Below are 12,835 nucleotides of genomic sequence, written 5' to 3'. Positions count from 1 at the left end.
CGACCCCCATTCCCGGCTTCCCATGAGCGTCCTGCGCTTCGACAACGTCAGCAAGCAGTATCCGGGCGGCCACGCCGCGCTTTCGGACGTGAGTTTCGAGGTTGCCGACGGCGAGATGCTGTTCGTCACCGGCCATTCGGGCGCCGGCAAGAGCACGCTGCTCAAGCTGATCCACCTGTCCGAGCGGCCCAGCCGCGGCGCGGTGCTGCTCGCCGAGCGCAACCTGGCGAAGGTGCGCGGCCGTCGTGTCGCGCTGCACCGGCGCGATGTCGGCGTGGTGTTCCAGGACCATCGCCTGCTCACCGACCGCAGCGTGTTCGACAACATCGCGCTGCCGCTGATCCTGCGCGGGATGAAGCGCGGCGAGATCGGCCGGCGCGTGCGCTCGATGCTCGAGCGGCTCGGCCTGGGCGAACGCGAGCGCGCGCTGCCCACGCAGCTGTCCGCCGGCGAACAGCAGCGCGTCGGCATCGCCCGCGCGGTGGTGTCGGAGCCGCGCCTGCTGGTGGCCGACGAGCCGACCGGCAACCTCGACCCGACGCTGTCGGCGGAGATCATGGCGCTGTTCGCCTCGCTGCCCGAGCGCGGCACCAGCGTGCTGGTCGCCAGCCACGACCTTGGCCTGGTCAAGCGCATGAAGAAGCGCGTGTTGGTGCTCGACCACGGCGTGCTCGCCGACGACATCCCGCCGGAGGACCTGGCCGATGAATGAGCGCGCCGAAATCGCCAGCGCGCGGCCGCAGCCGCAGTCGCGTCGGTCCGGGCTGGGCACGTGGTTCGACCACCACGTCTACAGCTTCGTCGCCAGCCTCGGCCGGGTGCTGCGCAAGCCGTGGGCGACCGCGCTCACCGTCGGGGTGATGGCGGTGGCGCTGGCGCTGCCGCTGGGCCTGTGGCTGGTGCTGGGCAACGTCGAGCGCTTCTCCGGCAGCGTGCAGCAGTCGCGCGAGATCAGCGTATTCCTGGAGCAGGATGTCGACGCCGCGCGCGCCAATGCGCTGGTCGAATTGCTGCGCGCGCGTCGCAATGTCGGCAAGGTGGAACTGCGCACGCCGGAGCAGGGCCTGCAGTCGCTGCGCGACAAGGGCGTGCCGGCAGCCGCGCTCGACGCCGCCGGCGGCAATCCGCTGCCCTACGTGCTGGTGGTGACTCCCGCGGGCGACGAAGCCCTGCTCGTCGCGGGCCTGGAGCAGTTGCCGGAGGCCGAACTGGTGCAGCACGACAACCAGTGGCGCGAGCGCCTCGACGGCTGGCTGCGCTTCGGCGGCCGCGTGGCCTGGGTGCTCGCGTTCCTGCTCGGCCTCGGCGCACTGCTGGTGGTGGGCAACACGGTGCGGCTCGACATCCAGTCGCGGCGCGAGGAGATCGGCGTGCTGCAGCTGCTCGGTGCCACCGACGGCTTCATCCGCCGGCCATTCCTGTATCTCGGCGCGTGGTACGGCATCGCCGCCGGTGCGATCGCGCTGGGGCTGCTGGCCGCCGCAGCACATGCGCTGCGCGCACCGCTCGCGGAACTGGCCGCCAGCTACGGCAGCCACTTCGAACTCAGCGGTTTCACGCCGCCGCTCGCGCTGGCGGTCCTGGCCGGCGCCACGGTGCTCGGCTGGCTCGGCGCCGGCGTCGTCACCGGCCACTACCTGCGGCAGACGCGGCCGACCGAGACATGAGCGGACCCGGCGACAACGTGCCGCGGGAGAAAAAGAGCCACGACCTGCGCCATGTCGCCAGCGCCGCGCCGCGGGTGATGGTGGTCGACGGTTCGAAGCTGGTGCGCAGGCTGATCGGCGACGTGCTGCACAAGGAACTGGCCGACGTCGAGGTCGTCGGCTGCAGCGGGCTCGAAGAGGCGCGCGCCGCGCTGGATGCCGCGCCGGTGGACCTGGTGACCACTGCACTGGTGCTGCCAGACGGCGATGGCCTGCAGCTGGCGCAATCGGTGCGCCAGGCCACCGGCCAGCGCTACGTGCCGGTGATCGTGGTGTCGGGCGACGCGCAGGCGCACCTGGAAGCGCGCCGCTTCACCGAGGACGTCACCGATTATTTCGACAAGGCACACGGCCACCAGGCGCTGGCCGCGTTCATCCGTGGATACGTGCAGCCCGAATCCATTCCCGGAGCGCACGTCCTGTACGTCGAGGACAGCCGCACCGTGGCGATCGCCACCACGCGCATGCTGCAGGCCCAGCAGCTGCGGGTGACGCACGTGCCCAGCGTGGAGGACGCGCTGGAGTTCCTGCATGCGCACGCCGCCACGGACGATGCGCCGGGTGCCGACCTGGTGCTGACCGACGTCTACCTGAAGGGCGAGCTGAGCGGGCATGACCTGCTGGCCGCGATCCGCAATGAATTCGGGTACGGCAAGCGCCGTTTGCCGGTGCTGGTGATGACCGGCGACTTCAACCGCGTCAACCAGTCCACCCTGCTGCGCGAGGGCGCCAACGACCTGGTGCTCAAGCCGATCGAAGAGCGGCTGCTGGTGACCAAGACGCTGTTCCAGCTGCGGTTGGCGGGACTGCATGACGGAAATCGGGAAGCGGGAAGCGGGAGCCGCTAGGGCGCCGCGACTTCGTTGCCGCCACGCGGCCGGCCGCTTCCACCGGGCCTTCGACCACGCGAAGCGGAGGCGGGAGCCAACGGGTCGCCGCAGTCGCCGTGCAAAAGGTGGCAGGCGCATTGCCGTGGGCCTGCCTCCCCACAGTCGGGAGAAGAACCGCAAGCGTTCCGCGCCGCGCCGGGGATGACATGAAAGAGCAGGGGCCGCATGCTCTTCCCGATTCCCGATTCCCGATTCCCGATTCCCGATTCCCGATTCCCATGCCCGACGACCACATCAAGCTCGAAGCCTCCTGGAAGGCGCGCGTCGGCGAGTACCTGCAGCGCGACGACATGCAGGCGCTGTCGCGGTTCCTGCGCGAGCGGCATGCCGCCGGCGCGCGGATCTTCCCGCCGGCGCGGCAGATCTTCGCCGCGTTCGATGCCACGCCGTTCGACGCAGTGGATGTCGTGATCCTCGGCCAGGACCCTTACCACGGCGCCGGCCAGGCGCACGGGCTGTGCTTCTCGGTGCTGCCCGGCGTGCCGGTGCCGCCGTCGCTGGACAACATGTTCAAGGAAATCCAGCGCGACCTTGGCATTGCCCGCCCCGACCACGGCTACCTGGTGCCCTGGGCGCGGCGCGGCGTGCTGCTGCTCAACTCGGTGCTCACGGTCGAGGAAGGCCGCGCCGGTTCGCACCAGGGCAAGGGCTGGGAAGGATTCACCGACCACGTCGTCGACAGCCTCAACCGCGAACGCGAAGGCCTGGTGTTCCTGCTCTGGGGCGCCTACGCTCAGGCCAAGGGCAAGGTGATCGACACGCGTCGCCATCGTGTGCTCAGGACCACGCATCCCTCGCCGCTGTCGGCGCATCGCGGCTTCCTCGGCAGCGGGCATTTTTCCGCCGCCAACGACTACCTGTCGCGCAACGGCAAGACGCCGATCGACTGGTCGCTGCCGCCGCGCGCGCAGCTGGATGCCGCATGAGGACGGTCGCTGCCACCCGCTACGTCACCCCGCTGCGCGAGGGCGGCTCGCTGCCGGCGGTGGTGGAGGCCGACGACGACGGCATGTACGTGATGAAGTTCCGTGGTGCCGGGCAGGGCGCGAAGGCGCTGGTCGCGGAAGTGATCGCCGGGGAACTCGCGCGCCTGCTCGGCCTGCCGATCCCGGAAATCGTGCTGCTCGATCTCGACCCCGACCTCGCCCGCACCGAGCCCGACCCCGAGATCCAGGACCTGATCCGCGCCAGCGGCGGGCTCAACGTCGGCCTCGACTACCTGCCCGGTGCGATCAACTTCGATCCGCTGGTCGAGCAGCCCGATGCGCTGCTCGCCTCGTCGATCGTGTGGTTCGACGCCTTCACCAGCAACGTCGACCGCACCGCGCGCAACACCAACCTGCTGATGTGGCACCGCAAGCTGCACCTGATCGACCACGGCGCCGCGCTGTACTTCCACCACGACTGGGCCAGCGCCGCGCAGGCGGCCGCGTCGCCGTTCACCCACATCGCCCAGCACGTGCTGCTGCCGCTGGCCAGCCGCCTGCGCGAGGCCGATGCCGCGCTGTCGACGCGCATCGGCGACGACGACATCGAACGCATCGTCGCGCTGGTGCCCGACGCATGGCTGGCCGGCGAGCCCGCGTTCGCCGACGCCGGTGCGCATCGCCGCGCCTACGTCGAACACTTCTGCGCGCGGCTGCGGCAGCGCGAGGCATTCCTCGGGGAGGCGCTGCGTGCCCACGGCCATCTATGACTATGCGGTGATCCGCGTGGTGCCGCGGGTCGAGCGCGAGGAGTTCGTCAACGTCGGCGTGGTGGTGTCGTGCCAGACGACCGGCCTGCTCGAAGCCGGGATCGAACTGGACGCCGCACGGGTGCGCGCACTCGACCCGCGCATCGACCTCGACACCCTGCGCGCCCACCTCGAAGCGATCGCCATCATCTGCCGCGGCGGCCCCGGCAGCGGCCCGATCGGCGCGCTGCCGCCGCGCGCGCGCTTCCACTGGCTCACTGCACGGCGCAGTTCGATCATCCAGATGTCGCCCGTGCACACCGGGCGCAGCGCCGATCCGGCGGCGGTCCTCGACGGGCTGCTCGATCGAATGGTGCGGGTGGCCGGAAACGGAACAGGAAACCCCTGAGCAACGCCGGCCCGTGAGGCCGGACACCGCGGCGCACGCCGGCATGGCCGGCTGCATGGAACAGTCAGTTCCGCCGTCGGGAAGAGCGCATCGCCGTGCTCGAAACGAGCGCTGTCCCGGCTGTTCCCGGCCGGTGTGCGCGAACACCGGCGAATCCCGCCGCCCGCGCGACGGACGGAACCCCGGGCAGGCCGATTCCACGCCCGGCGCCGGCTCCTGCATGATGTCCGGCCCATGCGCGCGCTGGCCAGATCCCGCATCCTGATCCCATGACGAACGTGCGTTATCGCTTCGGCCGCCACGTGCTGGACCTGGCCAAGCGCGAGTTGCTGCACGACGATGCCGCGGTGGCGCTGCCGGCGCGGGTGTTCGAGTGCCTGGTGCACCTGATCGAGCACCGCGAGCGCGCCGTCGATCGCGACGAGCTCGCCGGCGCGGTGTTCTCGCGCAGCGATGTGTCCGATGCGCAGCTCGCCCAGATCATCCTGCGCAGCCGGCGCGCGATCGGCGACGACGGCCACGAACAGCGGATGATCCGCACGGTGCCGCGCTTCGGCTTCCGCTGGGTCGCGCAGACCACGGTCGAGCACGCGCCGGCAGTGCCCGCCGCGCCGGAGGCGGATTCCCCGTCGGTCCCCACGATGCCGGTCGTCGATGCCGCCGCGATCCAGGGGCAACCCGCGGCGCCGGCAACGCCGATGCCGTCGTCCACGTCGCCGCTGGCCGCTGCGCCGCAGGGCGCGCACGTCGCGCCGGCCGCTTCCTTCGCCGCGCCCGCGCCGCGCCTGGCCCGCCACCGGTCGTTCGCGATGCTGGCCGTCGCGGCGCTGGTGCTAACGGCCGTGGTCGCGACGTTCGCCTGGCAGCGGCGCACGCTGCCCGCGCCCGCCCCGGCGGTGGCCGGCGCGACGGCGCAGCGCGCGATCATGGTGTTGCCCACGCGCGTCGAAGGGCCGGGCAACGTGGCCTGGGCGCGGCTCGGGCTGATGGACTACCTCGCCGACCGGATCCGCCGTGGCGGCCTGCCGGCGCTGTCGAGCGACACCACGCTCAGCCTCCTGCGCGACGCCGGTGACGCCGCGCAGGCGCCCGACGTGCAGCAGCTGCGCCGCGCCGCGCGCGTGGACTGGATCGTCGAAAGCCGGGCCAGCGGCGACGACGGCCGCTGGACCGTGCGCCTGCTCGCGACCGATCGCCACGGCCTGGTGCAGCGCGGCCAGGCGCAGGCCGGCGACCTGCTCGAAGCCACCCGCGTTGCCGGTGACCGGCTGCTGGCGGCGCTCGGCGGCGATGCGGTCGTCGCCGCGGGTGAGCCCGAACCCGGCCTGGACGAACGCCTGCAGCGCGCCCAGTCGGCGATGCTGGCCAACGAACTCGACACCGCGCGCAGGATCCTCAACGACGCGCCGGAACTGCAGCGCGCGCGCCCGCAGCTGCGTTACCGGCTGGCGCAGGTGGACTTCCGCGCTGGCGAGTACCAGCGCGGGCTGGCCACTTTGGACGAACTGCTCGGCAGCCAGGCCGCGCGTGCCGACCCGATGTTCCGCGCGCGCCTGCTCAGTTCGCACGGCGCGATGCTGATCCGCCTCGACCGCTACGCCGAGGCCGAGCGCAGCTACGACCAAGCGATCGCCCTGCTCGAACGCGCCGCCGCGCCGGCCGAACTGGGCCGCGCGCTCAACGGCCGCGGAGTGACGCGTTCCTCGCAGGGGCGCTTCGAGCAGGCGCTGGCCGACCTCGGCCGCGCGCGGGTGCAACTGCTGCGCGCGGGTGATGCGCTCGCGGTGGCGCGGGTGGACGCCAATCTCGGCAACCTGGAAATGGACCGCGAGCGCCCGGTGCAGGCGGTGGGCTACTTCGAGAAGGCCGCGCGCGATTTCGAATCGATGGGCGCGGTCAACGAGCTGGCCGGGATCAGCGGCATGCTGCTCACCGCGCGGCTGCAGCTGCTCAAGCCCGAGGCCGCGCTGGCCGAAAGCGACCGCGCCTGGGCGCTGCTGCCGCGGGTCCGCGACCCGGCCCAGCGCGCCAACATCCTGCTCGGCCGCGCCGAGGCGCTGCTGGCCGTCGGCCGGCTGGCCGAGGCCGGCAAGCTGCTGGCGATGCCCGAGGCCGCGCGCGTGGTCCCCGGCGACTACAAGCGCCGCGACTACCTGCGCATGGAGCTGGCGCGCCAGGCCGGCGACCCGCGCGCGGTGGTGCGGATCGCCGATGCCGCGCTCGCCGACTGGCCGCCGGCCCGCCGCCCGCACCTGCGCGCCTGGATGCAACTGCGGCGCGCGCAGTCCGCGCAGGCGCTCGACCTGCGACTCGTCGACGCGATGCCCGCCGACGCGCTGCCGGCCGATGCCGCGCGGGCCGGCGCCGTCGTTCCGCTGCGGCTGCTGCGCGCGCTGCAGGCCGGCGCTGCCGGCGAACCGGACTATCGGGCCGCGCTCGCACTGGCCGAGCAGCGCGCAATCCCGGTGGAGATCGCCGCGGCCGTCGAGGCGTACGCCCGCTGGCGGCTGGCACGCGGCCAGATCGCGGAGGCCGGCGGCCTCGCCGGACGCGCCACGCCCTGGGCCGAGCAGGACTTCGGGCTGGCGCTGCTGCAGGTGGCGCTGTACGCCCAACTCGGCCAGCACGGGCAGTGGGAGGCGGCCGTGGCGCGTGCACGGACGCTGGCCGGCGAGCGGCCGATCCCGCCCGAACTGCTCGCGCCGCTGCCGCCCGACCCGGCCGCTGCCCTGTAAGCAGCTGATCGAGCTGAGGAAATCTCCCGGAAACAGGATCGTCAAACAACTGGAATGACAGCGCGCCAGGCGCCGCCCAGCCTCCGCTGGCTGTCATGCATTTCCAGCCCGCCTGCCCCCGCAGGCCCCTGACGTTCCACTTCGAGGGAAGACACGATGATCCGTACGCCGCTGTACGCCGCACTGCTGTTGGTCCTGTCGCAGCCTGTCCTGGCCCAATCCCCCGCGTCGCAGGCAACCCGCGCGACACCGCCTTCGCTGCCCGCTGCGCCCGCGCCCGCCGAAGACGCCTGCCGCGCGGCGCAAGCCGACAACCGCCAGGAGATTCGCCGGGACGCCAGCCAGCCGGCCCGCGACGACTGCGCCACGGCGACGATCGAACCGCTCCCGGATCGCGGCAGCAAGCTGCCGCCGCGCCGTGCCGCCGGCGATGCCGACCATTTCTTCGCAGCCAACGTCGATGACGTCATCGGCGAGGACGCGCAGGCGACCGCCGGCGGCGCCGTGGCGATCGGCTCGGACAGCGTCGCCGCCGGTTCGCGCGCGCTCGCCGCCGGCGTGCAGGCCGCCGCGAGCGGCGAGTGGGGCGTCGCGATCGGCCAGCAGAGCATCGCCTCGGACTTCGCCGCGGTCGCGGTGGGCGGCATGGCCGAAGCCACCGGCAGCAGCAGCGTTGCCATCGGCGGCGCCTACAACGGGTTCGCGCGGTTCGAAAAGACCGTCGCCTCCGGGACCCAGGCCGTTGCGGTCGGCGCCGGCGCCAAGGGCAGCGGCGAGTTCGCCACCGCGGTCGGCCCCACCGCACGCGCCACCGCCTCCGATGCCACCGCGATCGGCAATCTGTCGCTGGCCTCCGGCAGCGGCGGCACCGCGCTCGGAACCAGCGCCGCTGCCGTCGGCACCAACACACTGGCCGGCGGGATCGGCGCCACCGCCAGCGGCGAATTGGCGGTCGCGCTGGGCTTCATCAGCGAAGCGGCCGGCATCGAGAGCGTCGCCATCGGCGACCAGTCGGCGGCACTTGCCGATTACGCCATCGCGATCGGCACCAATGCCGGCGCGGCCGCGCGGGGAGCCACTGCGCTGGGTGCGGGCAGCCAGGTCAACGGTGCCAACGGCACCGCGCTCGGCGGCGCCTACTTCCTAGACCCGGCGACAAACGAACTGGTCAGGACCGTGGCGGACGGCGAGGGCGCCACCGCCGTGGGTGCCGGCACGCAGGCCAACGGCGAGCACGCCACCGCCAGCGGCGCGCTGAGCGTCGCCGACGGCGCGGGCAGCACCGCCAGCGGCTTCCAGAGCGCGGCCCTGGGCGAGGACAGCACGTCGCTGGGCTCGGACGCGCTCGCCGAAGGCGACTACACCACCGCCATCGGCGCCAGCAGCAGCGCGCTGGGCATGGGCGCCTCGGCGCTGGGCAGCGGCGCGGTCGCGGTTGGCGAATTCGCCACCGCCAGCGGCTACGGCGCCGTGGCCAGTGGCGTCGATGCGTCCGCCTACGGCAGCAGTGCCGAGGCCAGCGGCGAATCGAGCGTGGCCCTGGGGGGCACGCGCAGCGCCGACGACGGGAACGGCAACGTCGTCGAAAGCCGCACGCTCGCTTCCGGCGAGGACGCCACCGCCGTGGGCGCCGGCGCCAGCGCGACCGGCACCTGGACCATCGCCGCCGGCGCAGGCGCGTCGGCGAGCGGCGAGTACGCCAGCGCGTTCGGCGTCGAATCCGCCGCTACCGGCGTGCAAGCCACGGCGGCGGGCTACCGCAGCAGCGCCGGCGACCTGGGCACCGCCAGCGGCGGCTATGCGCAGGCCGCGGGCGTGGGTTCATCCGCCTACGGCTACGGCAGCAACACCAGCGGCGACTATTCGGTCGCAGTCGGCAGTCCCGGCGACATCGTGCTGTTCCAGAGCGGCGGCGCATTCCCGAGCGGTTATCTCACCGGCACCACGGCGGCGGGCCTGGGCGCGAGCGCCTTCGGCCCGGCTGCCTACGCCAACGGCGCGCTGACCACCGCGCTGGGCGCGGGCGCGGCCGTGGAAGGCCACATGGCGATGGCGCTGGGGGCGATCAGCGTGGTTGGCGCGGACTACGCAACCGCGATCGGCAGCCGCAGCGTGGTCGACGGCGACTACGGCGTTGCGCTCGGCTACGCGACCAGCGTGACCGCCACTCACGGCGTCGCCATCGGCACCGGTTCGGCCGTCGTCGGCAACAGCGGAGTCGCGCTCGGCGTGGGCAGCCGGGTGGAAGCCGAAGACAGCATCGCCCTCGGCGCGGGCTCCCTGGCTGATCGCGCCAATAGCGTCTCGATTGGCGGTGCAGGCCGCGAACGCCAGATCACCCACGTCGCGGCGGGCACCGAGGACACCGACGCGGTGAACCTCGCGCAGCTGCAGGAGGTCGCGAAGACGGCGGACAACACCGATCACTTCTTCAAGGCCAGCGACGACCCGGACAGCGACGGCGCGGGCGCCTATGTCGAAGGAATCAACGCCACCGCGGCCGGCGAGGCGGCCAGCGCGATCGGCAGCGGCGCCTCGGCGCTGGGCAGCAGCGCCATGGCACTTGCCGACATGGCGACCGCCGGCGGCTACGGCAGCCTCGCCAGCGCGCAGTGGGCCACGGCCTACGGCGTCGGCAGCCAGGCCACCGGCCAGAGTGCGACCGCGATCGGCGGGCAGATGATCGTGTACGACGGCCAGACCGGTGAAGAGCAGGTCTGGTCGACCGAAGCCTCGGGGCAGGAGTCGACTGCGATCGGCGTGGCCGCGCGCGCGACCAGCTATGGCTCGGTCGCGGTGGGCGCGGTGTCCGAGGCCAGCGGCGAAAGCTCGGTGGCGATCGGTGCGGCCAGCACCGCGCGCGGCGACTGGAGCGTGGCGATCGGCCAGCAGGCGCGGGCACGCGGTGTGTTCAGCACCGTGATCGGCACCTGGGCCGAGGCCGACGGCGCGCGCAGCGTCTCGGTGGGTGGCATCGCCTACGGCGACGAGAACACCGCGGTCGGGCAGATGTCCGGCACCGCCGGCTGGGGCGCGAGCGCGTTCGGCCGCCAGGCGCGCGCCCGCGTCGACTACGCCACCGGCCTTGGCTACGAGAGCGACGCGCTCGCCGAGAACAGCGTCGCGCTCGGCGCCTGGTCGGTGGCCGACCGCGCCAACACGGTCTCGGTCGGCAGCTCGGTCGTCGACCCGACCAGCGGCGTGGCGCCGTTCGACCGCCAGATCACCAACGTCGCCGCCGGCACCGAGGACACCGACGCGGTGAACCTCGCGCAGCTGCAGGAGGTGGCCAAGACCGCGGACAATACCGACTACTTCTTCAAGGCCAGCGACGACCCGGACGCCGACAGCGTCGGAGCGTATGTCGAAGGCGCCAACGCCACGGCGGCCGGCGAAGCGGCCAGCGCGATCGGCTACGGCGCGTCGGCCTTCGGCAGCGGTGCCAACGCACTCGCCGAGTACACCACGGCGACCGGCCTGGACAGCCTCGCGAGCGCCGCCGACGCAACCGCGTACGGTGCCGGCAGCCAGGCGACGGGCGCGGGCTCGACCGCGCTGGGCGGCTACGCCTACGTGTGGAACGGCAATACCGGCGAGCTGGAGCGGTTCGCCACCATCGCCGCCGGGCAGGAGAGCACTGCGATCGGCAACGGCGCCAACGCGCTCGAATACGCCTCGGTGGCGGTGGGCAGCAGCGCCTACGCCGGTGGCGAGATGGCGGTGTCGGTGGGCGGCAATGCCCTTGGCGACAGCGCCACCGCGGTCGGCCGCAACACCTTCGCCGGCAGTTACGGCACCGCGATCGGCAAGGGCGCGGAGGCGTCCGGGCAGACCGCGACCGCGATCGGCGCCGGCGCCAAGGCGCAGGGTGCCTACGCGATCGCGGTCGGCGGTGGCTTCGCGATCGGCGACCACGCGGTCGCGCTCGGCACGCTGAGCTTCGCCACCGGCGCATCGAGCCTGGCGCTCGGGCCGGAAGCGTCCGCGGCGGCGGACAATTCGGTCGCGCTGGGCGCGCTGTCCGACGCCACCCGCGCCAACGCGGTGTCGGTGGGATCGGCGCAACGCGGCCTCACGCGCCAGATCACCAACGTCGCCGCGGGCACCGAGGGCACGGATGCCGTGAACCTGGACCAGCTCAACGCGGTGGCCGAAGCGGCCGGCGCGACCGCGCAGTCGTTCAAGGCCAGCGGTTCGGGCGCGGCCACGGTCGGTGATCTCCGGGCGGTGGCGGCCGGCGCGGGCGCAACGGCCAGCGGGGCCAATGCGGTCGCGCTCGGCGCGGGCAGTCTGGCCAGCGGCGTATCGGGGACGGCGACCGGCTACAGCGCCCAAGCCACCGGCACCCGTGGCACGGCAACCGGCGCCAAGAGCGTGGCCAGCGGTGACTACGCAACTGCGGCCGGCTTCAGCAGCCGGGCCTCCGGCGCGGCATCCACCGCGATCGGCTACGGCGCCTACGCCTCGGCCGGGAACAGCATCGCCATCGGTGCACAGTCGTTGGCCGACCGGGACAACAGCGTCTCGGTGGGCGCGGCGGGGGCCGAGCGCCAGATCGTCAACGTGGCGGCTGGCACGCAGGCGACCGATGTGGCGAACATGGGCCAGCTCGGCGCCGCGGCCTCCGCGCTCGGCGGCGGGGCCGGTTTCTCTGGTGGCGTGTTCACCGCACCGACCTACGTCATCCAGGGCGGCAGCTATGGCGACGTCGGCTCGGCGCTCAGCGCGCTGGACGCCAAAGTGACCGAGATCGATGGCCGTGTCGGGTCGCTGGAAGGCGATGCGGGAACGGGGTCGGCCCCGGCCACCGCCTCCAGCGGCAGCGCCCGGCAGGTCGACGACCGCGTTGCAGGCAATGACGCCGGCAATGACGCACATACCGGCCCGGCCGGCGACGCCGAACCCACCGGCACCCCGTCGCGGTCCACCGGCGGTCCGTCCACCGGCGGCCAGGCGGCGCCCGTGGCCCAGGCGCCCAACCCGGCGGCGCTTGACCAGGAGACGCTCGATTCGGCCAACGCCTACACCGACACCACCGCGACCAGGACGCTGGCGTCGGCCAATGCCTACACCGACAGCAAGTTCACCGCGCTGGACGACCAGTTCCAGCAGCTCAGCGACAACCTGGGCAACCGGCTGAACCAGCAGGACAAGCGGATCGACCGGATGGGGGCGATGAGCTCGGCGATGATGAACATGGCGATGAACGCCGCCGGTGGCCGCAGCGAACGCGGCCGGGTGGCGGTGGGCGCTGGCTGGCAGAACGGCGAGAGCGCGCTGTCGGTGGGGTACTCGAAGCAGATCGGCGAACGCGCGTCGTTCTCGATCGGCGGTGCATTCAGCAGCGATGACACCTCGGCCGGCATCGGCTTCGGCATCGACCTGTAGCGCCTGCGTGGCCCGCGTCGCCTTCCGGCGGC

At 72.9% G+C, this 12,835-nt stretch carries 8 protein-coding genes; all 8 read left to right on the top strand.

Features of this window, described 5'->3' with window-relative positions:
* Positions 1 to 22 precede the first annotated feature (22 nt).
* Complete coding sequence (ftsE, locus tag H570_RS0113115) at positions 23 to 712, top strand: cell division ATP-binding protein FtsE (protein WP_027081135.1); 690 nt, start codon at positions 23 to 25, stop codon at positions 710 to 712.
* Positions 705 to 1,667, top strand: coding sequence for a permease-like cell division protein FtsX (gene ftsX / locus H570_RS0113110; RefSeq protein ID WP_027081134.1), 963 nt, complete (start codon positions 705 to 707; stop codon positions 1,665 to 1,667). Before ftsE ends, ftsX begins: the two co-directional genes overlap by 8 nt.
* The gene (locus H570_RS0113105) at positions 1,664 to 2,554 is read left to right on the top strand and encodes a response regulator (protein WP_051176388.1); all 891 of its coding nucleotides are present in this window, start codon (positions 1,664 to 1,666) and stop codon (positions 2,552 to 2,554) included. The genes ftsX and H570_RS0113105 overlap by 4 nt, the downstream gene beginning before the upstream one ends.
* Positions 2,555 to 2,814: 260 nt before the next feature.
* On the top strand, positions 2,815 to 3,522 hold the full coding sequence (ung, locus tag H570_RS0113100; RefSeq protein WP_036136103.1) for a uracil-DNA glycosylase: 708 nt from the start codon (positions 2,815 to 2,817) through the stop codon (positions 3,520 to 3,522).
* The gene (locus H570_RS19260; protein ID WP_027081131.1) at positions 3,519 to 4,292 is read left to right on the top strand and encodes a HipA family kinase; all 774 of its coding nucleotides are present in this window, start codon (positions 3,519 to 3,521) and stop codon (positions 4,290 to 4,292) included. The genes ung and H570_RS19260 overlap by 4 nt, the downstream gene beginning before the upstream one ends.
* The gene (locus tag H570_RS0113090) at positions 4,273 to 4,680 is read left to right on the top strand and encodes a DUF3037 domain-containing protein (RefSeq protein ID WP_027081130.1); all 408 of its coding nucleotides are present in this window, start codon (positions 4,273 to 4,275) and stop codon (positions 4,678 to 4,680) included. The genes H570_RS19260 and H570_RS0113090 overlap by 20 nt, the downstream gene beginning before the upstream one ends.
* Before the next feature lie 269 nt (positions 4,681 to 4,949).
* Entirely contained in the window at positions 4,950 to 7,415 is a 2,466-nt protein-coding gene (locus H570_RS17585) for a winged helix-turn-helix domain-containing protein (RefSeq protein WP_036136100.1), read from the top strand.
* Between the two features lie 156 nt (positions 7,416 to 7,571).
* Positions 7,572 to 12,803 (top strand): YadA-like family protein, encoded by a 5,232-nt coding sequence (locus tag H570_RS19520; protein ID WP_051176387.1) that lies wholly within the window; start codon positions 7,572 to 7,574, stop codon positions 12,801 to 12,803.
* The last annotated feature ends 32 nt before the right edge of the window (positions 12,804 to 12,835 follow it).

The organism is Luteimonas mephitis DSM 12574, from assembly GCF_000422305.1.
Classification (GTDB): Bacteria; Pseudomonadota; Gammaproteobacteria; order Xanthomonadales; family Xanthomonadaceae; genus Luteimonas; species Luteimonas mephitis.
This window is presented reverse-complemented; position numbering and strand designations above follow the sequence as displayed.

Coding starts and splice junctions, on each gene's coding strand:
- H570_RS0113105 (WP_051176388.1), top strand. CDS start 1,664: ATGAGCGGACCCGGCGACAACGTGCCGCGGGAGAAAAAGAGCCACGAC.
- ftsE (WP_027081135.1), top strand. CDS start 23: ATGAGCGTCCTGCGCTTCGACAACGTCAGCAAGCAGTATCCGGGCGGC.
- H570_RS19520 (WP_051176387.1), top strand. CDS start 7,572: ATGATCCGTACGCCGCTGTACGCCGCACTGCTGTTGGTCCTGTCGCAG.
- H570_RS17585 (WP_036136100.1), top strand. CDS start 4,950: ATGACGAACGTGCGTTATCGCTTCGGCCGCCACGTGCTGGACCTGGCC.
- H570_RS19260 (WP_027081131.1), top strand. CDS start 3,519: ATGAGGACGGTCGCTGCCACCCGCTACGTCACCCCGCTGCGCGAGGGC.
- ftsX (WP_027081134.1), top strand. CDS start 705: ATGAATGAGCGCGCCGAAATCGCCAGCGCGCGGCCGCAGCCGCAGTCG.
- ung (WP_036136103.1), top strand. CDS start 2,815: ATGCCCGACGACCACATCAAGCTCGAAGCCTCCTGGAAGGCGCGCGTC.